General features: G+C 72.7%; 23 protein-coding genes. 10 read left to right on the forward strand and 13 right to left on the reverse strand.

Translation table 11 applies throughout. The annotated features are described in order from the left end of the window. Nucleotide 1: 1 nt before the first annotated feature. From ACGGAQ_RS17380 to ACGGAQ_RS17405, 6 genes are all read right to left on the reverse strand, one after another. On the reverse strand, nt 2-256 hold the full coding sequence (locus ACGGAQ_RS17380; RefSeq protein ID WP_088989350.1) for a hypothetical protein: 255 nt from the start codon (nt 254-256) through the stop codon (nt 2-4). Nucleotides 257-284: 28 nt separating this feature from the next. After that, complete coding sequence (locus tag ACGGAQ_RS17385; protein ID WP_234582446.1) at nt 285-713, reverse strand: hypothetical protein; 429 nt, start codon at nt 711-713, stop codon at nt 285-287. A gap of 16 nt (nt 714-729) precedes the next feature. Then, nucleotides 730-1,899 carry a hypothetical protein gene (locus tag ACGGAQ_RS17390; RefSeq protein ID WP_393050151.1) on the reverse strand — a complete coding sequence of 390 codons (1,170 nt, stop codon included), beginning with the start codon at nt 1,897-1,899 and terminating at the stop codon, nt 730-732. Nucleotides 1,900-1,936: 37 nt separating this feature from the next. Beyond that, nucleotides 1,937-2,878, reverse strand: a complete 942-nt coding sequence (locus ACGGAQ_RS17395) for a hypothetical protein (protein WP_393050154.1) — start codon at nt 2,876-2,878, stop codon at nt 1,937-1,939. A gap of 140 nt (nt 2,879-3,018) precedes the next feature. Next, entirely contained in the window at nt 3,019-3,366 is a 348-nt protein-coding gene (locus ACGGAQ_RS17400; protein WP_393050157.1) for a barstar family protein, read from the reverse strand. 66 nt (nt 3,367-3,432) lie between these two features. Next, nucleotides 3,433-3,804: a ribonuclease domain-containing protein gene (locus ACGGAQ_RS17405; RefSeq protein ID WP_393050416.1), complete on the reverse strand. Its 372-nt coding sequence runs from the start codon at nt 3,802-3,804 to the stop codon at nt 3,433-3,435. A 341-nt stretch (nt 3,805-4,145) separates the two neighbouring features. Here ACGGAQ_RS17405 and ACGGAQ_RS17410 point away from each other — a divergent pair, with 341 nt between their 5' ends. From ACGGAQ_RS17410 to ACGGAQ_RS17420, 3 genes are all read left to right on the forward strand, one after another. After that, nucleotides 4,146-4,919, forward strand: a complete 774-nt coding sequence (locus ACGGAQ_RS17410; RefSeq protein ID WP_393050159.1) for a hypothetical protein — start codon at nt 4,146-4,148, stop codon at nt 4,917-4,919. A gap of 129 nt (nt 4,920-5,048) precedes the next feature. Continuing rightward, nucleotides 5,049-5,552, forward strand: coding sequence for a hypothetical protein (locus ACGGAQ_RS17415; RefSeq protein ID WP_393050161.1), 504 nt, complete (start codon nt 5,049-5,051; stop codon nt 5,550-5,552). 82 nt (nt 5,553-5,634) lie between these two features. Further along, entirely contained in the window at nt 5,635-6,096 is a 462-nt protein-coding gene (locus ACGGAQ_RS17420) for a hypothetical protein (RefSeq protein ID WP_393050164.1), read from the forward strand. A 75-nt stretch (nt 6,097-6,171) separates the two neighbouring features. On the opposite strand, the gene ACGGAQ_RS17425 is transcribed toward ACGGAQ_RS17420, so the two are convergent. Beyond that, nucleotides 6,172-7,053, reverse strand: a complete 882-nt coding sequence (locus ACGGAQ_RS17425) for a DUF559 domain-containing protein (RefSeq protein WP_393050167.1) — start codon at nt 7,051-7,053, stop codon at nt 6,172-6,174. A gap of 381 nt (nt 7,054-7,434) precedes the next feature. Here ACGGAQ_RS17425 and ACGGAQ_RS17430 point away from each other — a divergent pair, with 381 nt between their 5' ends. Continuing rightward, on the forward strand, nt 7,435-7,998 hold the full coding sequence (locus ACGGAQ_RS17430; RefSeq protein WP_393050169.1) for a carboxymuconolactone decarboxylase family protein: 564 nt from the start codon (nt 7,435-7,437) through the stop codon (nt 7,996-7,998). Between the two features lie 463 nt (nt 7,999-8,461). Here the strand turns inward: ACGGAQ_RS17430 and ACGGAQ_RS17435 are convergent, their stop codons facing one another. The 3 genes from ACGGAQ_RS17435 to ACGGAQ_RS17445 all read right to left on the reverse strand — a co-directional run bounded on the left by ACGGAQ_RS17435 (nt 8,462) and on the right by ACGGAQ_RS17445 (nt 11,404). Next, on the reverse strand, nt 8,462-8,992 hold the full coding sequence (locus tag ACGGAQ_RS17435) for an endonuclease domain-containing protein (protein WP_393050172.1): 531 nt from the start codon (nt 8,990-8,992) through the stop codon (nt 8,462-8,464). A gap of 239 nt (nt 8,993-9,231) precedes the next feature. Further along, on the reverse strand, nt 9,232-9,426 hold the full coding sequence (locus ACGGAQ_RS17440) for a hypothetical protein (protein ID WP_393050175.1): 195 nt from the start codon (nt 9,424-9,426) through the stop codon (nt 9,232-9,234). Between the two features lie 199 nt (nt 9,427-9,625). After that, nucleotides 9,626-11,404: an ABC transporter ATP-binding protein gene (locus ACGGAQ_RS17445; RefSeq protein WP_393050419.1), complete on the reverse strand. Its 1,779-nt coding sequence runs from the start codon at nt 11,402-11,404 to the stop codon at nt 9,626-9,628. A 94-nt stretch (nt 11,405-11,498) separates the two neighbouring features. Between ACGGAQ_RS17445 and ACGGAQ_RS17450 the strand changes: the two genes are divergently transcribed. Together ACGGAQ_RS17450 and ACGGAQ_RS17455 are read left to right on the forward strand one after the other, a co-directional pair. After that, a complete protein-coding gene (locus ACGGAQ_RS17450) occupies nt 11,499-11,927 on the forward strand; it encodes a MarR family winged helix-turn-helix transcriptional regulator (RefSeq protein WP_393050178.1) in 429 nt (142 codons plus the stop codon). A 118-nt stretch (nt 11,928-12,045) separates the two neighbouring features. Beyond that, complete coding sequence (locus ACGGAQ_RS17455; RefSeq protein ID WP_393050181.1) at nt 12,046-13,830, forward strand: N-acetylglutaminylglutamine amidotransferase; 1,785 nt, start codon at nt 12,046-12,048, stop codon at nt 13,828-13,830. A gap of 10 nt (nt 13,831-13,840) precedes the next feature. On the opposite strand, the gene ACGGAQ_RS17460 is transcribed toward ACGGAQ_RS17455, so the two are convergent. After that, the gene (locus ACGGAQ_RS17460) at nt 13,841-14,974 is read right to left on the reverse strand and encodes a glutamate--cysteine ligase (RefSeq protein ID WP_393050422.1); all 1,134 of its coding nucleotides are present in this window, start codon (nt 14,972-14,974) and stop codon (nt 13,841-13,843) included. Nucleotides 14,975-15,173: 199 nt separating this feature from the next. After that, the gene (locus ACGGAQ_RS17465; RefSeq protein WP_393050183.1) at nt 15,174-16,193 is read right to left on the reverse strand and encodes an NADPH:quinone reductase; all 1,020 of its coding nucleotides are present in this window, start codon (nt 16,191-16,193) and stop codon (nt 15,174-15,176) included. Nucleotides 16,194-16,292: 99 nt separating this feature from the next. On the opposite strand from ACGGAQ_RS17465, the gene ACGGAQ_RS17470 reads away from it, so the two are divergent. The 4 genes from ACGGAQ_RS17470 to ACGGAQ_RS17485 all read left to right on the forward strand — a co-directional run bounded on the left by ACGGAQ_RS17470 (nt 16,293) and on the right by ACGGAQ_RS17485 (nt 19,946). Then, the gene (locus tag ACGGAQ_RS17470) at nt 16,293-16,646 is read left to right on the forward strand and encodes an ArsR/SmtB family transcription factor (RefSeq protein ID WP_393050185.1); all 354 of its coding nucleotides are present in this window, start codon (nt 16,293-16,295) and stop codon (nt 16,644-16,646) included. A 179-nt stretch (nt 16,647-16,825) separates the two neighbouring features. Next, nucleotides 16,826-17,017 (forward strand): FxSxx-COOH cyclophane-containing RiPP peptide, encoded by a 192-nt coding sequence (gene fxsA, locus ACGGAQ_RS17475; protein ID WP_393050188.1) that lies wholly within the window; start codon nt 16,826-16,828, stop codon nt 17,015-17,017. A gap of 2 nt (nt 17,018-17,019) precedes the next feature. Further along, nucleotides 17,020-18,249 carry an FxsB family cyclophane-forming radical SAM/SPASM peptide maturase gene (locus tag ACGGAQ_RS17480; protein ID WP_393050191.1) on the forward strand — a complete coding sequence of 410 codons (1,230 nt, stop codon included), beginning with the start codon at nt 17,020-17,022 and terminating at the stop codon, nt 18,247-18,249. Beyond that, nucleotides 18,246-19,946 carry an aKG-HExxH-type peptide beta-hydroxylase gene (locus ACGGAQ_RS17485; RefSeq protein WP_393050194.1) on the forward strand — a complete coding sequence of 567 codons (1,701 nt, stop codon included), beginning with the start codon at nt 18,246-18,248 and terminating at the stop codon, nt 19,944-19,946. The genes ACGGAQ_RS17480 and ACGGAQ_RS17485 overlap by 4 nt, the downstream gene beginning before the upstream one ends. A gap of 242 nt (nt 19,947-20,188) precedes the next feature. Here the strand turns inward: ACGGAQ_RS17485 and fxsT are convergent, their stop codons facing one another. Beyond that, nucleotides 20,189-24,100, reverse strand: a complete 3,912-nt coding sequence (gene fxsT / locus ACGGAQ_RS17490; protein ID WP_393050197.1) for an FxSxx-COOH system tetratricopeptide repeat protein — start codon at nt 24,098-24,100, stop codon at nt 20,189-20,191. Nucleotides 24,101-24,110: the final 10 nt, after the last annotated feature.

Below are 24,110 nucleotides of genomic sequence, written 5' to 3' on the forward strand. Positions count from 1 at the left end.
GTCAGAACCGCCCGTCCAGGTGCTCGGCGAGCCGGGCCAGCGCGAGGTCGGCGAGCGCGTCGGCGTCGAGGGCGCCGCCGGCCGCGACCACCTCGATCTCCACCGGGAAGTGGTACGCGATGACCGCGCGATCGTCCTCGGCCACCTGCTCGGCCTCCGCCTCGCTGCCGGCCGCCGGCAGCACCAGCTCACCCGCGTGCACCAGGGCCAGCCCGGTACGGGTGACCCGGGCGGCGCGGCCAGCTCCGGTCGCCATCTGCTACCTCCGGTTCCTCGTCGGTCGGTTACGGCAGGACGGACGGGTCGCCGGTCTTCGGGTCGACCGAGGCGGCCAGGCTGAAGCCGCTGAAGGTCGCGGCCGGGGCGCCGGAGATGGTGGCGGTGGTGGGTGTCGCGCTGGTGATCAGGCAGTCCCGCAGCACGAAGGACGAGAACGCCCAGTCGTCGCCGGTGTGCTCCAGCAGCGCGATGTCGAACAGCTCGCCGTCGAGCGCCAGCTTGGTGAGCCGGCCGGCGACGTCCCCGATCGCCTTGACGGTCATCGTGAAGTTCATCGACACCGGCGCGTGGATGACGCCCATGTGGGTCACCTCGCACGAGTGCAGCGCCTCGACGTTGAGCGAGAAGGACGGGCTGAACGAGTCGATCGGGCTGATCAACACCGTCTCGGTGCCCTTGGTGTACTGCACCGCGAGGCGGGTCTTCCACTCCATGGTCTGGTTCCTCCGGTCAGAACTTGGCCACGAGCGTGACCAGCAGGCGGCTCACGGCCGGGCCGTACGTGACGGTGACGACCAGGTCGACGGTGCGGTCGGCCCGGGCGGCGGTGACGATCGAGGTGTCGGTGGCGGTACGGGCGGCCTCGGGGATGGTGAGGATGTCGAGCACCGGGATCTCGACGCGGTAGTCGTCGATGACCGCCTGCCGCTTGAGTGGGCCGAGGATGCCGTCCACCTGGGTCTTGAGCAGGGTCATGCCCGGCTTGGTGATGCGGGCGTCGCCGACCAGGCCGATGAGACCGGCGCGGAGCATGAACTCGATCTGGTCGAGGGTGCGGACCAGGTCGACGTGCAGCAGGCTCGCATCGGTGGTGAACAGCCGCCCGTCGGCGAAGTGCAGGCTCTCGCCGGTGATCAGCGTCGGGTCGATGATCGGGGTGAGGTTGGCTTCGGAGAGGCCCTTGATCTCGGCCGGGCTGTACTGCTTGGCCACCGGGATGGCCACCCCACGGATCTTCTTCAGCACGATGCTGTGGTGCACCGGCAGGCCGGCCACGGCCGCCATCGCGGCGGTGGCGGCGTCGCCGTCGGCGCCCCGGGCGGCGATCATCACCATCCGGCTGGTGCTGCTCTTGAGTGGGTTCGCCGCGGTGGTGATGTCGGCGACGTAGCTGGGGCTCTTCTCGGTGGCCGGGTTGACCATGGCGAAGCCGATCCGCCGCTGGCCGGCGGCCGACATCGTCTCCACGTGCGCCTTGAGGGCCTGCAACCCGGTGGGCGCCCCGGCTCCGGCCGGGTTGCCGACGGTCGACTCGTTGGCCAGCGACACCATGGTCACGTCGTCGGCGGCCTCCAGACCGCCGAGCGCGGCGGCGTAGTCGTCGCCGGCCACCTTGACCCCGTACACCTTGGCCGGCCGCGGGTCCTGCAGGAACGCCAGTTCGAGGGAGTTGTAGAGGGCGTTGCGGACCACGTTGCCGGCCTGCCGGCGGGCGAAGTTGGTGACCGCGTCGTCCAGGGTCTCGATCCGGACCGGCGTGTTCGCCGGGGCGGAGCCACCGTCGGCCGTGGACGGCGCCTTGCCCACCACGGCGATGACGCCCGGCGAGCGCTGGGCCAGCGGCGCCGGTGGCGGCACGATCCGGACCTCGATGAACGGGAATGCTGCTGTCGGTGCCACGGGTCCTCCCGGACGAAGTTGCTGCTGGTCTGGGTTCTCAGGTCGTCACGGCGGCCAGTCCGATGCCGCTGCGGGCGAGCCACTGGCCGGCGCGGGCGAACCGGGTGGCCCGCTTCTGCGCGGCGGTGCCGGCGTCACCGCCGGGCCAACCGTCGTCGTCGAACGTCTCGATGGGGACCACCCAGACGGCGACCACCCGGTGCCGCCGCCGGACGTCGTCGGGTGCGGGCACGTCCAGGCCCAACTCCTCGGCGCGGGCCCGGACCAGCCGCGTCTCGACGAGCAGGTCGGCGAGGGAGAAGCCCCGGTCGCGGATCAGCACGGCTGCGGCGAACGGCAGCGGACGGGGTGTGGGCGGCGCGGCCGGCGGCGCCGCGTAGCGCAGCCGTACGGTGGCGCCGGCGGTCTGCCCGCGCATCCGCGCCACCAGGTCACCCGCGTTCGCGGCGCCGACGCCCGCGAGCAGCCGGTCCAGGTGCGCGTCGGTGAACGCGGCCGGCTGGTGCAGGCCCGCCCGCAGCCGGGCCACCAGTCGGGTACGACGCTCGGTCTCCAACAACGCCGGGTCGGTGGGCAACGCGCCGAGGTCGGCGATGATCTGCAGGTCGACGTCGAAGGCCGGCACCGCCACGTCGAGGTCCTCGACCCGGTCCCGGGCGAGGCTCGTGCGCACCACCAGGCTGCCCCGCCAGAGCGCGTCGATGCGCAGCGCCGACCCGCCGAGACCGTGCAGCCGCACGCGCAGCTCGGTACGGGTGGTGCCGCCGGAGCCCAGCCACTCCCCCTCGGCCAGCGTCGCGGGCGCGGCGGCGAAGCCGAGGGTCAGCTCGTCGAAGACCGCCGCGTACGGGGGCGCGACCGGCATCGCCTCGGTGTCGTAGGCGGCCTCGACCAGGTGGGCCAGCGACGCGTCGTCGAAGACGGCGGCGCGGGTGCCCGGATCGGCCAACCGCACCAGCACCCCGTCGACGAAGTCCACCGCGCCGGCCTCCCCGCTGCCCCCGCCGGGGCACGCCGCCCGGCTGGGCACGAGGATCGCGAAAGGGCCGTCACCCGAGCGTCACCACCACCGTCACCGTGCCCCCGCGAGGTCCGGACTGTCGGGAACTGAGCACGCGCTCAATCGGGTGTGTCGCGCAGGAGCACGCGCAGCGGGTGCCCGGCGCTGCCGGCGAGGTTGCGGAGCACGGCGAGCAGCAGCGCGTGCTGATCGGCCGGCTCGTCGGCGAGCACCTGCTCGGCGTCGGTGATCAGCAGGGTGAGCGGGCCGGCGTCCAGCCGGTCGGCGAGCACGTCGGCGAGCGCGTCCCAGGTGTCTCCCCGGTAGCCGGGCAGGTCAAGCGCGTCGGTCAGCGCGGCGAAGAGCGCGGACCGGGTCCGCAGCGCCGCGCCGGGCAGCGCCACCGCGCCGGGCGCGTCGCGGTTCGCGTCCGCGCCGACGCTGAGCCAGTCGTCGGTGTGCGACATCGGGGCCTTTCTGGATGCGGGCCTACGTGCCGGGCCGGCCGAGGGGAACCGGCCGGCCCGGGTCGGTCAGAGCCGGTAGAAGTCGGTGTAGTGGTTGGGCGAGAACCAGGTGGCCCCGGTGCTGCGGTTCACCACGATCCGGTACGCGTCGCGGGCGGCGCCCTGGGTACGCGGGTACACGTCGTACTCGTAGTAGGTGGCGTTGGTGGGCAGTTGACCCTCGTAGTTGTAGAACCGGCCGCCGGCGAAGTTGGACAGCCCGCCGCTCCAGGAGTACCAGCCGCGGCTGGTCGGGAAGCCCTTGGCGGACCAGCCGGAACGGGCGGTGCGCGCGTCCGCGCAGCGGCTGACCGTGCAGGAGCTGTAGACCGCCGCCGACGCGGAGTCGGTCAGCCGTGGGGCCACCACGGACGGGCCGACCAGCGCGGCTGCGACCATGGTGAAAAGCAGGGCGAGGGTGGTGGTACGCCGGCGGATCGCGCCGAGCGTGTCCAGCGGGGACACGAGGGTGGACACAGGCTGCCTCCAGACCATCCGATCCATCGATCCGCGTGATTGGCGGACCGGAGTCAGTCTCGCCGTTGCCGGCCGTCAGCGACAGCCCGCGCATCCCAACTGCTCCACAATGCTCGGTGAACCCCGGACGATCACCCCCCACCGGCGGCGGGCAGCGCGAGCGCTCCGACGCGGACCCGACCTGGGGCTATCGGCGCGGCTACGGGCATATCGGTCATCGGTTGTTAGCGTGACATGCGGATCGGTGACCGTGAAGGGGTGCCATGACGGACGCTCCCGAGGAGAGGCCGAGGCCCGCGGACCTGTGGCGTCGGCGGGGCATCCGTGGGCTGACCATCGCCCGGGACGTGAGTGTCCGGGGTTGGCGGTGGTGGGCGCGGACATGGGATCGGCTGGTGGCCGCGCTCCAGGACGAGGCGCCCGTCGGAGCCGGGGCCGGACCGTCCCCGCCGGGTCCGCTCATCGAACAGCGCGACGCACCCCGGCTGATCGCGGTCCCCGCACGGGGGTACGTGTACTCGTTCTACATCCGTGCCACGTTCGCCTGGTCGTCACCGGCGAGCCTGCGCGCCGAGGTGTTGAGCTGGTACGTGCACTACTTCCAACCGAACGCGATCCAACGGCTGACCCGGCTGGCCGCCGACGCCGCCCGGGACCTGCCGCCGCACCGGGCAGCCGATCTGGAGGTGGCGTTGCAGCGGGCGCTCGCCGACGATCCCGAGTGGCGCTACCAGCGCGGTGATGTCCTCATCACCTGCCGACCCGACGCCGCCGTCCGGCTCGACGAGCGGATCATGCCGGCGCTCCAGCCGCACGTCGACCGGATGGTGAAACTGGAGTACCAGTTCGACGAGCAGTTGCGCAGGGCGACGTACGCCGAGGAGCTGAGCCGACGGTGGACGACGATTCTGGGAGACCACCTCGACGCGGACGCCGACCAGGAGGTGGCCGACGCCCGCCAGCACCTGCTCGCCGCCCAGCGGGAGGCCGCGCGGTGGATCGGCGAACTCCTTCATCTCCGCGCTACCAAATCTTGATCAGCTCGGCATCGACCTTCATGCCGATTCTTCCCGATCCGCGCGTTCTGCCATGATCGCCAACGCTGACCCGGCTGGCTAGCATCCTCCCGTCCTTCCGCTCAGGAAGGCACGGGGGAGGAATACACCATGGAACTCGAACGGAATTGGAAGCCGTACGCCAAGGGCCCGGCGCTGCTCGTGCTGGCGGTCGTCCTGGTGTTCTCGCCGGAGATCCTGGCGGCGATGGGCCGGGAGTTCACCTTCGGCAACTGGGTCGGCTACGTGATGGCGCTGCTCGCCCTGATCGGCGGCCTGGGCGCGGTGCGGGAGAGCCGTCAGGCGTTCGCCGTCCGCATCGGTGAGCAGGGCATCACCTGGACCAAGGGCGAGGCGACAGTGGACTTCGCCTGGTCGGACGTGAGCCGGGTGGCGATCGAGAAGAAGCCCAACGCCGGCAAGCTGGAGAAGCCGAGCATCCTGACCGTCTGGGTCGGCGACCAGACCGAGCGCGCGCTGGCGCCCGACGTCGAGCTGACCGGCCTGCGCGGCTACCGCATCGCCGACCTGAAGAGCACCAAGCAGTCGCGCGACCAGGTCGCGGCGGCCCTGCGCCAGTACGCCGGCGACCGCTACCCCGCACCGGCCCGCTGACGACGCCCGCAGCAACGCTTCCAGTCGCCAGCCCTTTCACTCGCCAGCCCTTTCGCCAGCCTTTCGCCAGCCGGAGCGACCTGTGACGACAATGCCCGCGCCCGTACCGCCGCCCGCCCTACGCCCGCCCGCCGACGGGGAATGCCAGTTCTGCGGCAGCCACCCCGCCGCCCACGTGTCCTTCCAGTCGATGACGAGCATCGTGATCCTGTACGTCGTCTCCTCGCAGCGCGGGTGGATGTGTCGCAGCTGCGGTCTCGCGATGTTCCGTCACTACTCGAACAAGACCCTGCTCGCCGGATGGTGGGGAGTCGGTGTCATCGGCATTCCGATTTTCCTCGGCATCGACCGCTTCCGGCTGCGTCGCATCCTGCGGCTCGCCCCGCCCCAGCCCACGCCGGGCGTCGCGGCGTCGCTGCCGGCACCCCTCGACCCCGGCAAGCCGCTGATCCAGCGCCCGGGCGCGATCGTGAGCCTCATCCTGGTGACCGTGCTCGTACTGGTGATCGGCTGCGGCGCCCTGGCCTTCGCCACCTCCGAGTAGCACCGCATCCCGCTCATGATCACTTGATGCTGAGCAGTTGTCAGGGGCCCTGGGGAACTGGTCCGCATCAAGCGATCATGAGTGAGCGCGGCGGCTGGCGAGGATCGCCAAGGTCTGCTGGCGGACCTCGGCGGGGTTCGCCAGGAGGCGGCGGTGGGTGAAGCGGACGACGAGGATCCCCCTGGTGGCCAGCAGGGCGTCGCGGCGGAGGTCGATCTCGCGTTCGGCCGGATCGCCATGGGTGGTGGCACCGTCCAGTTCGACGTTGACGCGCTCCGCCTCGGCGAACATGTCGAGATAGACGGTTCGGGCACCGACCCGTACCCGCGCCTGCCGGGTGAAGGTGGGCATACCCGGACCCGTGAAGACGTGGTCGTGGCCCCAGATCTCAAGCGGGCTGCGGCAACCGGCGGCGAGCCGATCCAGCAGACGGCGCAGCGCCGCGCGATCGGTCAACCGGGGCACCTCGGCCAGGGCGACGACGAGCCGCTGTGGCGTGGTGAGCCGGTCGTTGACCGCCCTGATGAGGGGCCCGGGGCGGTCGACCGGCGGCAGCAGCGGCCAACAGTCCACCAGGGTCCGGTCGAGCCGCGTCACCGGCAACCCACCCCGTACCACCACCTGCGGCGGCCCGACCGCGAACCCGGTGCGATGGCGCACCACGAGATGCGGCCGATCCCGCAGGCCCGATCCGGCGGGCACATCGAGGTGTACCGGCTCACCAGGTGGCTGGCGGCGTACGCCCCACACGTCGAGCGCCGTCAGTCGACCGAGCGCGCCCCGGCCGTCGGCGTACGCGAGGACTGCCCGGCGTGCCAGCTCGGGCTCGATCCGGGCCAGGATCGGCACGTCCGCGCACGTGCTCAGGATCAGGGCGGCATCCAGGTAGACCCCGGGCAGCGGGTGCACCAACCGACCCGCCCGCCGGGCGGCCTGAATCGTCCACTCGGGTGCCACTCGCACCACGTCTGACCAGGTGCACAGCCCACCGCCTTGAACCAACAGGGCACGCAGTCGCGGATCCACGGGCTCGACCGTGCCGCACCGAGCCGTCGACCATTGCCGGTGCGGGCGCCGCCGTGGACAGTGCGGGGGCCTGTGGACGGCACCCCACTCCACGGATCCCTGTGGTAGGTGGTGGTGATCCGTCCGGATCTGCCCGGCCGTCGCCGCGCCTGCCGGGTCGGTCGTGGGGGGAGCATGAATGGAGAGAGAATTTCGTCGGACGGGATGAGATCGTGGCTGCGCGACGCCCGTCACGTCGCCCCGCACGGGTAGTCGTCGCCGGCACAGGCGTCCTCCCGGTCGGGCCGGTTCACGGCTGGAGGGCAGATCACCATGGCACACATCGATCTCGGGATCGACGAGAAGGAGTTTCCCGGCGTCGCCGGCCTGATGCGGTACCGTCCGGAAACAGCGAAGCCGCTCAACGAGTTGGCCGAGGTGCTGCTGCGCGGCCCGCACACGCTCCCGGCCGGCGAGCGCGAGCTGATCGCCGCGTACGTCTCCGGGCGCAACGAGTGCACCTTCTGCTGCGCGTCGCACTCGGCATTCGCCGCCGCGCAGCTCGATGAGGGCATGACCCTCGTCGACCAGGTACGCGCGGACCTCGACACCGCCCCCATCTCGGCCAAGCTGCGGGCGCTGCTGCGCATCGCCGGCGCGGTGCAGATCAGTGGCCGCAACGTCACCACCGAACTGGTCGCCAATGCCCGCGCCGAGGGTGCCACCGACCTGGAGATCCACGACACCGTCCTGATCGCCGCCGCGTTCTGCATGTTCAACCGCTACGTCGACGGGCTCGGCACGTTCGCGCCCGAGGGCCAGGAGGCCTACGCCGGGATGGCACACCGGATTGTCGACTTCGGCTACGGGTCACCCGCCCGGACACCGGCAGTCTGAGCACAACCACTGGTGCCGCACCCCGATCCCCCTGCGATGGTCGACGGGCACGCCTGATGAAGCCCGTCGGCCGTGCGGTTGGAGGGATCGATGGACCGTCCCCGCTTCCTGCTCGACGCCGCCCATCGGCTCCGAGCTGACCTGGTCGACCGGCTGAGCACACTCGTCTCCTGCGAGTCGGCACCGGACACTGGTGACCGGGCGCCCCTCCCCCGGCGATCTGCTCATCGTCGACGGGCGAACCTCGGTGCAGTTCGCCGGGGACCGCGCGTTGACCTTCCGGGTCGTCTGCGTGTCGGACCGGCCGACGTATCAGGGGTGGGTCTGGTTGACCGGCTACGTCCTCAACCGCCGAGGCGACGCGACCGCCAAACGCGAGATCTTCGTCCAACTCGCCGGCCTTCGGCCCGCCCCCGCGCCCGCCACTCCGACTCGGGGCGGCCGAAGTCATCGGTCCCAGGCCTCAGCTCGACGGTTGGGTCGCCCTACGGGTCGCGAGGATCGCCAGGGTCTCCCGGCGTGCGTCGTCGGCCTCGTGCACCAGCCGGCGATGGGCGAAGCGGACCACCAGGATTCCGACGGCCGCCAACAGAGCGTCCCGGCGCAGGTCGGCCTCCCGCTGGCGAGGGTCGCCATGAGTGGTGGCGCCGTCGAGTTCGATGTTGACCCGTTCCCGCTCGGCGAACATGTCGAGGTACACGGTGCGTCGCCCGAGACGCACCGGCACCTGCCGGCGGAACTCCGGCATGGTCGGGCCGGTGAAGACGTGCTCATGGCCCCAGATCTCCAGCGGGCTACGACATCCCTCGCCGAGCCTGGTCAGCAGGATCCGCAACGCTGCCCGGTCGGTCAGCTTCGGCTCGTTGGTGAGGGCGACCGCCAGCCGCTCGGGGGTAGTCAGCCAGTCGTTGACCGCCCGGATCACGGGTGCCCGTCGCTCGGCGGACGGCAGGATCGGCCACGAGTCGACGATGGACTCCTCAAGACGGGTCACCGTCAGCTCTCTGCGAACGATCACGTGCGGCGGCTGGATGACGAGACCCCTGCGTCGATGCACCACCACTCCCGGGCGCGTCCGTAGGCCAGCGTTGATCGGTGCGCTGAGGTGCAGTGGCTCGTTGGCAGTCGGCGTGTGCAGGCCCCATGCGGCGAGCGCGCTGACATGGCTGAGTGTGGCGCACCCCCGTGCCCATGCGAGAGCTGCGAGCGGGGCCACGCTCGGGTCGAGCTGCTTCAGGACCGGGTGCCCGGCCGACTGTGCACCAGGTGCGCCGCCACGAAGACCTCCGGCAGCACCCGTACCAGTTCGCCGTCGCGGCAGGCATGCTCCAGCGCGCACTCCGGCACCACCTGTGCCACCGCCGCGCGGGTCACCAGCCCTCCGGACCGCTTCACCAGTTCCCGCAGCACCGAGTTCACACCACGCACCGTGCGGCTCCGCCCCCGAGGGCCGCAAGGACCCCCGTCGGCCTCTGTGGACAGCGCTCCCCATGTGGAAAACCCCCACGTGCGCCCGTGTTCTGCTAGCCCGCGATGATCGGTGGCAGCTCAGCAGCGAAACTCTCGGCGTGTCGTGTCGCCCAGCCGCCAACGATCAAGGGAGCAAGGGAGCGAGGGAGCGAGGGGGTCAGGCGGCGAGGGTGGCGTAGCGGCCGTTGCGGTTGAGCAGGCTGTCGTGGTCGCCGGTCTCGACGATGCGGCCGTGGTCGAGCACGGCGATCTGGTCGGCGTCGCGGACCGTGGACAGCCGGTGCGCGATGGTGATCGTCGTACGACCCTGGGCGAGCACGTCGAACGCTCGCTGTACGGCTCGTTCGGTCTCGGTGTCCAGCGCGCTGGTGGCCTCGTCGAGGACCAGGATGCGCGGGTCGCGCAGCAGCGTACGGGCGATGGCGAGTCGTTGCTTCTCGCCGCCGGAGAAGCGGTGCCCGCGGGAGCCGACCATCGTGTCGTAGCCGTCGGGGAGGCCGGCGATGAGGTCGTGGATCTGGGCGGCGCGGGCGGCGGCCTCGATCTCGGCGTCGGTGGCGTCCGGCCGGGCGTAGCGCAGGTTCTCCCGGACGGTGGTGTGCAGCAGGTACGTCTCCTGGCTGACGACGCCGACGATCGCGGCCAGGTCGGTCAGGCGCAGGTCGCGCAGGTCGACGCCGTCGATGGTGATGCGGCCGGCGGTCGGGTCGTGCAGGCGGCTGACGAGGCCGGCGAGGGTGCTCTTGCCGGAGCCGGTCTCGCCGACGAGGGCGAGGCTGGTGCCGGCGGGCACGTCGAGGGTGATGCCGGCGAGGGCGGCGGTGTCGCTGCCGGGGTAGCCGAAGGTGACGTCGTCCAGGCGCAGGTGGCCGCGGACCCGGGTGGGGTCGAGGCGGACCGGCTCGGCGGGGTCGGCCACGTCGACCGGCAGGTCGAGGTATTCGAAGATCCGGGCGAACAGGGCCAGCGAGGCGGTCAGCGACACGCCCACGTTGAGCAGGCCCATCAGTGGCCGGAACAGGCCGCCCTGTAGGGCGGTGAAGGCGACCAGGGTGCCGATGCTCAGCGTGCCGGCGGTGCCGGGCAGGCCGGCGGCGAGGTAGATCACTGCCGGTACGGCGGCGAAGATGATGCTCATCGAGGCCATCCGCCAGCGGCCGGCCAGCTCGCTGCGCAGCTCCAGGTCGACGAGGCGGGCCGACGAGGCGGTGAACCTGTCGATCAGGGCGGGGCCGGTGCCGAGGGTCTTGGCGAGCTGGACGCCGCTGATCGACAGCCCTTCCTCAACGGTGACGTTCAGGTCGGCGAGTTCGCGCTGGCGCTGGTCGGTGATCTCGCGGCGCATCCGGGCGACCCGGCGGGTCAGCCAGATGGCCGGCGGGAGCACCACGAGCGAGACCAGGGAGAGCTGCCAGGAGAGCGCGACCATGGCGACGGCGGTGGCGACCACGGTGGTGAGGTTGGCCGCGACGGCGGTGGCGGTGGAGGTGACCACCGACTGCATGCCGCCGATGTCGTTGGTGATGCGGGACTGCACCTCGCCGGTGCGGGTGCGGGTGAAGAAGCCCAGCGACTGCCGCTGAAGGTGGCTGAACACGTCGGTGCGCAGCCGGTGCATGACCCGCTGCCCGACCTGGGTGGAGATCCAGGTCTGGACGACGCCGAGGGCGGCGGTCGCGGCGGCCACGGCGACCATGCCGAGGACCAGCCAGACCAGCAGGGTCACGTCGCCCTGCGGGAGGGCACGGTCGATCACGGCACGCAGCAGGAACGGGCTGGCCATCGCGACGACCGAGGAGAGCACGATGATCGCGGTGACGATGGCCAGCGCGGGTCGGTGTGGGGTGAACAGACGGCCGATGCGGCGCAGGGACACCTGGCGGGCCTGCGTCTTCTCCTCGGCGCTGACGGTGCGGTGGCCGCGGTCGCGGCCCATCGGGGTGCGTTCCAAGGGGAACTCCTTCCGGAGGCGATATGCTGAGGTTACCTCAACATGAGGGAACAACAGTATCGGCTGCTACCGTATTCCGGTGACCGAGGACACCACCGACAGCGGCGACGAGAGCCTGGCCGAAACGTTCTGGGCGGTCGCGTCCCGTCTGCGCCGACAGACCCGGGAGTCGTTGGCGCCGTGGGACGTCACCCCCAGCCAGTCCCGGGCGCTCGGGGTGCTCGGCCGTCACGGTGAGGTACGCCCCGGCACGCTCGCCGAGCACCTGCACATCGCGCCCCGCTCGGCCACCGAGGTCGTCGACGACCTCCAGGCCCGAGGGCTCGTCGAACGCAGGCCCGACCCGGCCGACCGCCGGGCGACCCTTGTCGCGCTCACCGACGAGGGCAACCGCGTCAGCGCCGCCATCCGGGCCGCCCGCCGCGCCGAGGCGGATCGCTTCTTCGGCCACCTCCCCGACGCCGACCGCGCCGAGCTGGCCCGCATCCTGCGCACCCTGCGCGCATAACCGCCCCGCACGCGGGTAGCCAGCCGCCCCGTTCGTTCGCCGGACCCCCGCCACCACCAGCCGGGGAGACGTGACAGGAGGCGCTCATGTCTGCCCTGAACCACCGCCACCCCGCCTGATGTGCGGGATCAGCGGGGAGGTGCGCTTCGACGGCCGGCCGCCCGACGCGGCGGCGGTCACCCGGATGACCGAGGCGATGCGCTCGCGCGGCCCGGACGACGAGGGCCTGTACGCCGACGACTGGGTGCTCCTCGGGCACCGGCGGCTGACCATCATCGACCTGTCCGATGCCGGCGGCCAGCCGATGGTGCGCGACGACCTGGGCCTGGCGCTGGTCTTCAACGGTTGCATTTACAACTATCCGCAGCTGCGCGACGAGCTGCGGAACGCCGGGTACTCCTTCGGATCCACCAGCGACACCGAGGTGATCCTGGTGGCGTACGCGCACTGGGGTGAACGCTTCGTCGACCACCTGGTCGGCATGTTCGCGGTCGGGCTGGTCGACCGGCCCCGGCGGCGGCTCGTCCTGGCCCGCGACCGGCTCGGCATCAAACCGCTCTACCTCGCCGAGACCCCCGGGCGGCTCCGGTTCGCCTCCACCCTGCCCGCGCTGCTGCGCGCCGGCGACGTCGACACCGGCATCGACCCGGTGGCGCTGCACCACTACCTGTCCTGGCACTCCATCGTGCCGGCGCCCAGGACCGTGCTGCGCGGCGTCCGCAAGCTCCCGCCCGCCACGGTGCGGGTGATCGAGGCCGACGGGCGCAGCCGTGAGCAGGTGTACTGGCAGCCCGACTACGTGCGGGAGCCGGCCGACGCCGGGATGGACGCCGCCGACTGGCGGGCCGCCATCTCCGACGCGCTGCGCACGGCCGTACGCCGACGGCTGGTCGCCGACGTCCCGGTCGGGGTGCTGCTCTCCGGCGGTCTGGACTCCAGCCTCATCGTGGCGCTGCTCGCCGAGGCCGGCCAGGAGCACCTGCGCACGTTCAGCATCGGCTTCGACAGCCGGGGCGACGAGTCCGGCGACGAGTTCCACTACTCCGACCTGGTGGCCCGCGCGTACGACACCGACCACCACCGGATCCGGCTCGCCGACGACGACCTGACGCCCGCCGTACGAGGGGCCGTGCTGGCCATGACCGAGCCGATGGGCAGCCACGACGTGGTCGCCTTCCACCTGCTGTCGGAGCAGGTGGCGCGGCATGTGAAGGTGGCGCAGTCCGGGCAGGGCGCCGACGAGGTGTTCGCCGGCTACGGCTACCACCAGCCGCTGACCGAGGCGCCCCGGCACGGCGCGGCCGAGACGTTCGCCGCCGCCTTCTTCGACCGTGACCACGACGAGCTGCGCGCCATCGTCGGCCCAGCGTACGCGCTGGAGCACGACGCCAGCCGTGACCTGCTCACCGATCACCTCGCCGCGCCCGGGGCGCAGACCGCGCTGGACGCCGTCCTGCGCCTGGACACCCACCTGATGCTCCCCGACGACCCGGTGAAGCGGGTGGACAGCATGTCCATGGCCTGGGGGCTGGAGGTGCGTACGCCGTTCCTCGACCAGGACCTGGTCACCCTTGCCGCGCACTGCCCACCGGAGCACAAGGTGGCCCAGGGCGGCAAGGGCGTGCTCAAGGAGGTCGCCCGGGAGGTGCTGCCGGCCGAGGTGGTCGACCGGCCGAAGGGCTACTTCCCGGTGCCGGCGCTGCGCAACGTGGACGGGCCGGTGCGCGAGCTGGTCGCCGAAGCGTTGCAGGCCCCGGTCGCGCGCGAGCGGGGCCTGTTCCGCCCCGAGTACGTGGCGCAGCTGCTCGCCGAGCCGGACCGGGCCGAGGCCGCGGCGGGCAGCAACAAGCTGTGGCAGCTCGGTCTGCTGGAACTGTGGTTGCAGACCCACGACATCCGCTGAGTTCGGCCCGTCAGCCGGCGGCGGTGTGGGCGGCGAGGTCGTCGATGACCGCACGCAGGTCGCCGGTGTGCTCCAGCACCCGTCGCTGTCGGGTCGCGCCGGTGCCGTCGCGGCGCAGCCGGGCCAGTTGGGCCAGCACGTAGCCGAGATCGCCGTGACGCAGCAGCGCCGGGGCGATCACCGCCATCAGCTCGTCCACCAGATCCCAGGCCGGTCTGGTGCCGCCGGCGCGCAGGTCGATCAGCTCGCCGTCCAGCCCGTCGTGGGCCGCCCGCCAGTGCGCGGCGGCGACGAGGCAGTCGCGCACGGGCGGGGCGAGCACCCCGGCGCGTACGTCGTCGGCCAGTGTCGCGACCAGGCTGCGGACCAGGGCCGCGACCAGCACGGCGTCGTCCACGGTCGGGCAGACGTCACCGACACGGACCTCCACCGTCGGGTACGCCGACGACGGCCGGGCGTACCAGTAGACCATCGCCGCGTCCAGCATGATGCCGGCGGCGATCAGCTCGTCGACGGTGCGGTCGTAGTCGGCGGCGGAGTCGAAGTACGGCGTGGGGCCGATGCTGGGCCAGCGTTCCAACTGCATGGACCGCCAGCTGGCGTGGCCGGTGTCGTACCCGTCGTGCAGCGGCGAGTTGGTGGCGATCGCCTGCACCACCGGCAGCCACACCCGCAGGTGGTTGCAGACCTGTACGGCCAGCTCCCGGTCCGGCAGCCCGACGTGCACGTGACAGCCGCAGACCGCCGGGTCGTGCGCCACCGGCCCGTACCGGCGGGACATGGCGTGGTAGCGCGGCCGGTCGGGCACCGTCCGGTGCGGCTCGGCCACCGGGGTGGCGCCGACCGCCACGAGCCGGGCCCCGGCCACCGCGGCGGCCTCGACGGCGGAGCGGCGCAGCGCCACCAGGTGGGTGCGCAACTCGGTGAGATCGGCGCAGACCGGGGTCACCATCTCCACCATGCTGTGCCGGAACTCCTGGCGGCCCTGGTCGCGGGCCGGGCCGCGCAGCGCGGCCAGCACCTGGTCGGCCACCGGCAGGTTCCGGCCGCTGTCCGGGTCGAGCAGCAGGAACTCCTCCTCGACACCGAGGGTGAGGGTGCCGAGGTCGGGCACGGTGTCGACGGTCGCCGGTCGGTACGCCATGGCCGCCTCCATCCGCTGCTGCGGCCACGGGTGGACCCCGGCCGGGCGGCTCGGTTTCCCGGCCCGGGCCGTGAGCAAACGCGCGGTCCGGCCCACCGGCACCGCCACCCGGTCGTCCCGTTCGACCGCCTTGTCCGTCACGGCGGCGGCCGTCCGGTACGTCCCATAGCGCGTCCAAGCGGGCGTAGCCGGTTGAACGTCAGGGTGCGACGTCCACCAGCACCTTGCCGACCGCGCCGTCCTGCACCGCTCGGTGCGCGTCGGCGGTGCGGTGCAGCGGGAAGCGGTGCAGTGGCAGGCCGTGCTGCGCGCCGACCGGCAGGGCGCCGTCACGGACCGCGGCGGCGACGTCCTCGACGGCTGCGGCGCGCGCCTGCGGGCCAGCCGTGTAGAGCACCAGGAACTGCAGGCGCGTGTTCAGCACCATGTTCTGCCCGACGTTGAGCTCGACGGCCTGCCCGCCCTGGTTGGCGTACGTGGCGATCGTGCCGCGGGTGCGCAGCACGGCCAGGTCCAGAGCGAGGTTGGCGCCGAGGGCCACCTCGGCGACGATATCGACGCCGTCGGGGGCGATGGCACGGATGTCGGCGGCAGGGTCGCCCTCGCGATAGCTGATCGTGTGGTGGGCCCCGGCGGCGGTGGCCAGCTTGGCCTTCTCCGGGCCGCTGACCGTACTGATCACCATGGCGCCGGCCCATCGGGCGAGTTGGATCACCGCGTGGCCGACCGCGCCGGCCCCGCCGGCGGCGAGCACCACCGCGCCGTTGAGCGCGCCGGGGCGCAGACGGCGTGGCCCGTCCTCGGCGACGGTCAGCGCGCGGTGGGCGGTGAGCGCGGGCACGCCGAGCGAGGCGCCGACGTCGAACCCGACCTCGTCCGGCAGCGGCACTGCCTGCTCGGCCGGTACGACGGTGAACTCGGCGGAGGTGCCGGTGGGTCGCCCGGCGGCGGCCATGAACAGCCACACCCGCTGACCGACGCGGCCCGGGTCGACCCCGTCACCGACGGCGTCGATGACACCGGCCCCGTCGAGGTGCGGGGTGATCTCGGGGAACAGCTTGCGGTGGGCGACGCCGGAGCGGGCCTGCCAGTCGGTCGGGTTGACCCCGGACACGGCGACTCGGACGAGGACCTCGCCGGGTGCGGGCGCCGGCCGGTCACGCTCGACGAGTTGCAGGACGTCGGGGCCGCCGTTGTCGCGGTAGATGATCGCTCTCAAGGTTCTACCCAATGTTCGATCCGCATCGTACTGTTCGAGATGCGTCGAACAGTACGACGAAGGTCGTACTTTCTGCAACAACTGGCTAGGCTTCGTCTCGTGACCGAGGTGATCGAACCCGCCATCGAGACCGTGACGATCGACGTCGTGCTCAGCGCGCTCGCCGATCCGGTACGGCTCACGCTCGTGCGCGCCCTCGACGCCGCCGGGGACTGGACCTGCGGCAGCGACGTCCTCCGGGACACTCACGTCACGATCGGCAAGTCGACGTTGTCGCACCACATCAAGGTGCTGCGCCATGCCGGCCTGATCCGCACGCGCGTCGACGGCATCCGCCGGCTGGTCACGCTCCGCCACGACGAGGTGGAACAACGGTTTCCCGGGCTGCTGGCCATGCTCCGCGACCACGACCCGGCCCGTGCCTCCGCGCAGGAACCCGTGTCGACCCCATGACGCGAACAGGTCCGACAGGCCCGCCGGGCGGCCCCGGTCGTACGCCAGGTAACGGCACGGTGGCCAGCGCGTACGGGCTGCGGTGTCGCGCCGTCCGGGGCCGGGTGCGATGGTGTAGAAAGGCGGAGTGAGCGCAGCGGTGACGCAGGTGCCGGTCTTCGACCGAAGGACGATCCACGGTGGCTGACCACGACCAGCCGCTTATCCCCCGCACTGTCGGCACCGCTCTGGTGCAGCTCGGCGACGTACCTCTGGCGGACCTGCTGGCCGGCGCCGGTGACGGCGTCCTGGCCCACGTGCTGGGCACGCTGGCCGCCGAGAGTGAGCCGGGCCGGCCCGGCGACGTGTCGGCGTTCGAGTCGAGCTTCTGACCGTGCCGGCCGACGCCCCGCCGTCGGCCACCCGACACCGCCCTGCCGTGGCCGCGCCCCGCATCCGCCAGGTGGTGCTGAAGATCCACTCACGGTGCAACCTGGCCTGCGACTACTGCTACGTCTACCGCCACGCCGACCAGGGCTGGCGGACCCGGCCACGGGTCATGGCCCCCGGCACCGTGGGCCGGGTCGCCGACCGGCTCGCCGCCCACGTGGCCCGGCACGGCACCGACCGGGTCCGGGTGGTGCTGCACGGCGGGGAGCCGCTGCTCGCCGGCCCCGCAGTGCTCGACCGGACGGTACGCACGCTGCGCGCCGCGATGCCCTCCGGCGTCGCACTCGACGTGGCGATGCAGACCAACGGGCTCCTGCTCGACGAGGCCGCGCTCGAGCTGTGCCACACGCACGGCATCGACGTCGGGGTGAGCGTGGACGGCGACCGCGCCGCCAACGACCGCCATCGCCGCCACGCCGACGGCCGGGGCAGCTTCGCCGAGGTGGCCGCCGCGCTGCGCCTGCTGGCCCGGCCCGAACACCGGGCTCGCTACGCCGGTCTGCTCTGCACGGTCGACCTGGCCAACGACCCGATCGCCGTCTACGAGGGCCTGCGGGAGTTCGACCCGCCCCGACTGGATCTGCTGCTGCCGCACGGCAACTGGAGCGCTCCCCCACCCGGGCGCCACCCGGACGACCCCGCCACCCCGTACGCGGACTGGCTGATCGCCGTCTTCGACCGCTGGTACGCCGAGACGCCCCGGCGTACCGGCATCCGCCTGTTCGAGTCACTTATCGCGCTGCTGCTGGGCGGACGCAGCGGCACCCAGGCGCTGGGCGCCGCCGAGCCGGACGTCATGACGATCGAGACCGACGGCACCATCGAGGGCACCGACACGCTCAAGACGACCACCGCGTCGGCGATGCGGACCGGCTTCGACGTCTTCCGGCACAGCTTCGACGAGGCGCTGCGGCACCCGTCGCTGGCCGGGCGTCCCACCGGGACCGCGGCGCTCGCGCCGGCCTGCCGGGCCTGCCCGGTCGTCGACGTCTGCGGTGGCGGCCTGTACGCGCACCGCTTCCGCGACGGCGCCGGCTTTGCCCACCCGTCCGTCTACTGTGCCGACCTGCTGCGGCTGATCCAGCACGTGCGGACGGTGGTGACCGCCGACCTGGACGCGCTGCACCGTCGCGTCGCCGGGGCGAGCGTGCCGACGCCGGTGGCACGCCCATGACCGGCCCGCTGTCGGCGGCGCAGCTCGCCGGGCTGGCCGGGGGCCACGGCGACGCCGCGACGGTCGCGGTGTTGCGGGGCGGGCAGCTCGGTCGCCGTCGGCTGCTGACCGTCGCCGCGGCCCGCGCCTGCCGTGGCGAGCCACTGGTCCGGCAGAGTCTGGAGCTGCTCACCCGCGCCGAGCACGCCGACCCGGCAACGGTTGCCGCGGTGCTGACCCATCCGCCGGTGACCGGATGGGCCCGCGCCGCGCTGGACGGCGCCGCCGGGCCCGCCTACCTGGCCGCGCTCGCCGCGGCGGCGGCGACCCGCGCCGGCCTGACGTTCACGCTGACACTGCCCCGGCCGGCCGACGGTGTGCTGCCGCTGCCCACCGTCGGCGCGGCGACGGGCCTGCCCTTCGACAGCCCGGTGCGGCTGTCCGGCGCGGCCGGCACGCTGCGGATCGACGCCGCCAGCGGCGACGCGGACGGGGTACGGATCGAGGCGGGCGGTGGCCGGCTGCTCGACGCGGGCGTCGGCGGGATCGGCTGGCTACCGGTCCGCAGGACCAGGCCGTTCGACGCGGTCGAGGTGCTGGTCGACGACCAGGACCCGTGGCGCGACTGCTACCACCGGCCGTCGGCACCCCGACTGGACGACGTGTCGGCCGACCGACTGGACCGGCTCACCGCCGAGGCCGGGCAGTGGCTGCGTGCCCACCTTCCGGCGCACGCCGACGCGCTGGCCGGGCTGCTGCGCACACTCGTGCCGCTGCGGCCGCCGCCCTCGGGCAACCCGGTGAGCGCCACCAGCAGGGACGCGCTCGGCGCCATCGCGCTCTCCGTGCCCGCCGACGCGCGGACCCTCGCGCTGTTGCTCGTGCACGAGTTGCAGCACACCAAACTCGGCGCGCTGCTCGACCTGGTCCCGCTCCACGAACCGGGTGGGCCGGCCCGCTACCGGGCGCCCTGGCGACTGGACCCGCGCCCGGTCGGCGCGCTGCTCCAAGGCGCTTACGCCCACCTGGGGGTGGCCGAGGTGTGGCGTTGCCGGCGGCACGAGGGCACCGCCGCCGCGTTCGAGTACGCGTACTGGCGGGAGCAGACCATCCGCGCGGTCCGGCAGCTCGCCGACGCGGCCGAGCTGACCGCGGCCGGCCGGTCGTTCGTGGCCGACATGGCGGGCACCCTGCGCGGCTGGCGCGACCCGGTCGACGGCGCGGTCGCGGCGGCGGTGCGGGACGTGGCGGACGCCAGCGCGGTGCGCTGGGGCCTGGCCAACCTGATCCCCGATCCGGACGAGGTTGCCCGCCTGGCGCACGCGTGGCGACAGGGTGTGCCACCGGAGGCCGGCCGCGCGACGTCGACAGTCGTCCCGACCGCGGCCCGCCCCGCCCTCACCATGGGCGGCGGTCCCGAGGGCGCCGTCCGCCAACGGCTGCTGGGCTCCGGCGCGCCGCCGGGGTCGAGCCCGAGCGACCAGGCGTACGCGGCGGGCAATTCCGAGGACGCGTTGGCCGGATACCGGCGACGTGTCGCGGCCGACTGCGGGGACGTCGACGCCTGGGTGGGGCTGGCCCTGACCGCCCACCACACCGGGCAGCCGGCCGCGGCCGGGGTGCTGACCAGCCGGCCCGAGCTGGTGCGGGCGCTGAGCCACACGCTCCCCGACGCCGACCCGCTCGCGCTCGCGGCCTGGCTGGCACAGCCCGCCTGACCGGTCGGCTGCGGACAGCAACGCCGCCCCGCCCTGCCCCCCGCCCCGCTCCGGACGCGAGGCCAGGGGGCAGTTGCGTCCTTTGCTCTGCTTCAACGGGCGCAACACTCGCGGCCCGGCGGTGTTGCGTGGAGTGAAGCAGAGCAAAGGACGCACGAGAGATGGCCGAGGCGGACCGCGACGCCGTCGAGACGTGGCGGCGCGGGGCGGGACGGCGATGCGGGGCGGGACGGCGGCGCGGGTCAGAGCAGCGCAGGCTCGATATAGGCGTTGGAGCGTTCCCGTTGGCGGGCCTGTATCACCCGCGGGTTGTCGCCGCCGAAGAGCTGCACCAACTGGCCGAACGCCTCGTCGTAGAGGGCCCGGCCGGCGTCCGCCTCGCTCTCGGTGGCCTGCCGACTCAATGCCAGGTTGACCGAGGCGGAGAGCGTGTCCGGGTGCTCGGCGCCCAGCGCCCGGGTCAGCTCCACGTACGCGGTGGTGTCCAGCAGCAACGCGTTGTCGCGGTCGCCGAGGGCGAACAGGTCGTTGGCCAGGTTGAGGGTGGCCAGCAGGGTGTGCGGGTGCCGCTCGCCGAGGTTGGTCAGCAACTGGTCGCGGACCCGCTGGGACAGCTCGCGGGCCTGGGTGTGGTCGCCCTGCTTGCGCAGCAGCACGCCGAGGTTGTTCAGGCAGGCCAGGGTGATGGCGTGCGACTCGCCGAGCACCTCGTTGTAGCCGTCGCGCAGGCGGCGTGCCACCCGCAGGGCGGTCTGGTTGTCGCCCACCGCCGACCACGTGGTGGCCAGGGCCATCTCGGCGGAGAGCGTGTCGGCGTGCTCACCGCCCAGGGTGCGCTGGTAGCGGACCACGGTCCGCTCGATCAGCCGGTGCGCGTCGGCGAAGCGCCCGAGCTGACGCAGGGTGAGCGCCAATTCCTTCGCCGTTCGCAGGGTCTCCGGATGGTCCGCGCCGATCACCTTCTGCTGGATGGTGTAGGTGCGTTGCAGGACGCTGTGCGACCGCCACAGTTCGCCGGTGTCGCGCAGGCCGCGCCCGTAGTTGCTGGCCGAGGCGAGGGTGGACGGATCCTCCTCACCGAAGCGGTCCCGCCGCCGCTCGTGGATGTGCTGGTCGAGCGCGGCGGCGCCACGGAAGTCGCCGACCAGGCGCAGCGAGACGGCGAGGTTGTTCTCCGCGGTCAGCGTACGGCCGCTGTCGTCGCCGAAGCTGCGCACGCTCAGCTCCAGGGTGCGCCGATCCTGCGCCTCGGCCTCGTGGTAGAGGCCCTGGGCGCGCAGGTCCGCACCGAGGCTGCGGGCCGTCATCAGGGTGTAGAGGTGCTCCTCGCCGAAGATCCGCCGTTGCCGGTCGTAGACGTCCCGGTCGATCTCGTACGCCCCGTCGAAGTGGCTCTGCGCGCGCAGGACGTTCGCCAGGTGAAAGCGCATCCGCAGCTTGGTGGGGTCGTCCTCGTCGGTGTCGCGCCACGCGGCCAGCGACTCCTCGGCCAGTGCGCGGCTGGTGTCGTAGTCACCCCGGCGGTAGAGGTAACGCACGATGTCCACGACCAGTTGCCGGGCTTCGTCCATCGTGGACAGGTGCAGGCCGCTGGGGCGTACGTGCGGCCACAGCTCGGCGTACCGCGGCCAGTTGACCGGCTTGTCGGGGTCGCGTGGGCTGGCGGCGGCGAGCAGCAGTTGGGCCTCCCGGCGGGCCTGGTCGGGGTCGGCCAGCTGGTCCTGGATGACGAGCTGAACCAGCCGGTGGATCCGCACGGAGTTGTTCTCCGCGTCGACCTGGGCCAGGCCGTAGCGGCCCAGTTCGGCGGTGACCAGGCCCTGCAGGATCGGGTCGGTCAGCGTCGGGTCGATCGGGGCCATGAAGCTGGCGAAGCGGTCGCCGGTGAGCATCGCGACCGGGATCGGCTCCGGCGCGTAGAACGAGCACAGCTCCAGCAGCCGGGCCGCCGCCGGCTTCTCCTCGCGCAACTGGCCGAGGGTGAACAGCCAGGTCGCGGCGAGCGCCTTGGAGTAGCCGGCGGACTGCCGGCCGTCGAGGATGCGCAACAGGCCGGGGGTGTCCAGCGAGCTGAGATACTTTTCGACCTGCATGGCGCTGGCCCGCAGGTACGCCGCGCCCTGCTCGACGGCGAGCGGCAGGTCGCCGAGCTTCTCGGCCACCTGGGCGGCCTCGGCCTCGGTGAGCCCGCGGACCCGGTCGCGCAGCAGTTGGACGCTCTCGGCGCGGTCGAAGACGGTCAGTTCGGTCGCGGTGGCGTACTCGCTCCAGCTCTGGTCGCGGGTCGTGAGCAGGACGTGGCCGGGCCCCTGCGGCAGCAGCGCCCGGGTGGCGCGGGTGGGCTTGTCGGCGTTGTCCAGGACGATCAGCCAGCGCCGGTCGGGCCCGGCGCGGCGCAGCGTGTCGAGCACCCGGCGGGCCGCCTCGGCGCCGCCGCCCGTGCCCAGCCCCATCGCCTGGCCGAGGTCGGCCAGACCACCGCGGATGCGGTCCTCGCTGTCCGCCGGGATCCACCAGACCAGGTCGTAGTCGCGGGCGAAGCGCAGCGCGTACTCGGCGGCGAGCTGGGTCTTGCCGACGCCGCCGAGGCCGTGCACGACCTGCGTGGCCGAGTCCGGCGAGGTGGTGAGCCGGTCGCGCAGCGCCTCCAACTGGGCGGCGCGGCCGACGAACGGCGTCCCGTGCTGGCGGACGTTGGAGATCGCCGGGAACGGGCCGGGGAACCGGCCGACCGCGCGACCGCCGGCCGTGATCGTCGGCGTTCCCGCCGCCTCCAGCAGCCGGGTCCGCGCGGTGGACGGGTCACTGTCGGTGAGGTCGACCGGGCTGTGCTCGCTGTACGGGGCGGTCAGCCGCGACTCGTCGACCCGCAGCGGCACCAGCACTCCCCCGCCGCCGAGCTGGTCGCGGCCGGTGGCGGTCTTCCACACCTCACCCGCGAGGGAGGTGCTCGCGTAGTGCCGGGTGAGCACGGCCAGCACCCGGCTGGCGCCGCTGACGGCCCGGTCGAACTCGGCCCGCCCGCCGGCGAGCAGCGGCACGTCCAGCGCGCGCCGGTCCACCCGCAGCCCGGCGTCCTCCAACTGGTCGGTGATCCACTCGGCCCAGAGCCGGTCGGCGGAGGCGTAGCTGAGCAGCACGGCCTGCTCGGCGGTGAGCCGGCTCCGTTCGAACTCGGCGAGCGAGCGGCGACGGTCCGTCTCGCCAATCGGGTGCAGCTGGGTGATCCGCCCGTCGGTGATCACCGAGGCGAGCTGCTCGTACGCGGCCAGCAGGGTGCCGACCTGCTCGGGCCGGTCGCCGAACGCGGCGAGGATCTCCTCGTAGGCGTAGAACGTGCGGTACGGCACCTCGATGGTGTTCCAGTAGCGGGCGGCCGCCGCGTCGGAGAGGTGGTCGAGGAACGGGGCGAACTCGGCGCGGACCAGGTCCCGACCGGTCTCCAGCTTGCGCAGCTCGGCGTCCTCCACGCGCATCGGCACCGGCAGCAGCAGCGGCGGGTCGTCCGGGCGCTGGCTGCGGATGGAGCGGGCCACCGCCGCCGCGCCGCGGATGCTCTGGGTGGACATGGTGAAGCAGTTGACGACCAGGTCGGGCAGTTGCACGGTGCAGATGCCGGCGACGTCGCTGAGGCCGGTGCGGCTGTCGATCAGCACCACGTCGTACTCGGCGCGCATCTGCGCCCGGACCGCGTCGATGAACGACGCGCCGCCCTGCCGCTCGTAGAAGTTGGCCCAGTCGAAGGTGCTCACCAGCCGGGAGTACGCCGAGTCCTGCTGCCCGGCGGCCACGAAGTCGATCACGCCGCCGTGGCTGAAGTCCCAGTTCAGCGAGACCGCACGGCGTTGGATCTTGGCATGACCGGTGAGGATTTCCTGGGAGTCCTCGTCACGGTTGCGCTGCATCGTGGCGATCGAGTAATCCCAGATCATCTCGATGACGCCGGGGGTGGCGCGCAGCTCCTTGTCGCGCAGGAACGGATGAAAGTAGCGGTGCAGGCCCGGGGACTCCAGGTCCCAGTCGACGACCAGCACCTGCAACCCCTGGCTGGCCAGGATCCAGGCCACGTTGGCCAGCGCCATCGTGCGGCCGGTGCCGCCCTTGTACGAGTAGAAGGTCACGATCTGGCCGCGTGCCGTCTCGTTCACCGCCATGGCGTGCCTC

The sequence above is a fragment of the Micromonospora sp. NPDC047557 genome, assembly GCF_043205095.1.
Lineage (GTDB): Bacteria > Actinomycetota > Actinomycetes > Mycobacteriales > Micromonosporaceae > Micromonospora.